At 68.5% G+C, this 661-nt stretch carries 1 pseudogene; it reads right to left on the bottom strand.

What is annotated here, in order from left to right:
* A pseudogene (locus GT030_RS06520) lies at positions 1 to 318 on the bottom strand (MFS transporter); the annotation flags it as partial.
* Positions 319 to 661 lie beyond the last annotated feature (343 nt).

Genomic DNA, 661 nt, shown 5'->3' on the forward strand with positions numbered 1-661 from the left:
GAACCCGCCGACGACCGCGCCCAGCACCACGGCGGGCACGGAGCCGGTGAGGGCGGCCGAGCCGTAGCCGAGGACGGCCAGGACGATCCCCAGCCGGGCGAGCGCACGGGCGCCGAACCGGTCCACGCGGGCGGCGAGAGTGAACCCGGCCGAGGCCGAACTCAGCAGCAGGGCACTGCCGATGGCGCCGGCCTGGGTGGCGGACAGCGGCAGCGCGCTGTCGAGACGGCCGACCGTGGTCGGCAGCAGATACGAGGCGAGGTACCCGGCCGTGAAAAGGGCGACGAGGGGCCAGGGCATGGAGCGGGGGGCGGACACGGGCGTTCCCAGGGCAGGCGTGAGCGACAGCTCGACGAGGAGTGAAAGAGGGGGGAGGGGCGACGGCCGTCTGTTCGACGGGAGCGCGCGAGCAAGTTGTATCAAGCACGCGGTTTCGAGAAGAAGCCGGGCTGATGTGATTCAGATCACTATCACGTTTGGTCCGTGTCGCAGTGGGTAGCCACGATCGATTTCGCGCTCGAACACTCGGACGGTGATCGCAAAGAACTCCGGGATGCGCTATGGTTGTTCACGTCGCGGTCGCCGGAACTCCCGGTGGCGGACAGTGCGTTGGTGGTCCAAGGAAAGACGCCCCGCTTCCTGCGGGGAAATGCAGGTGCAA

Source organism: Streptomyces sp. SID1328 (assembly GCF_009865595.1).
In the GTDB taxonomy this organism is placed as follows: Bacteria; Actinomycetota; Actinomycetes; order Streptomycetales; family Streptomycetaceae; genus Streptomyces; species Streptomyces griseoluteus.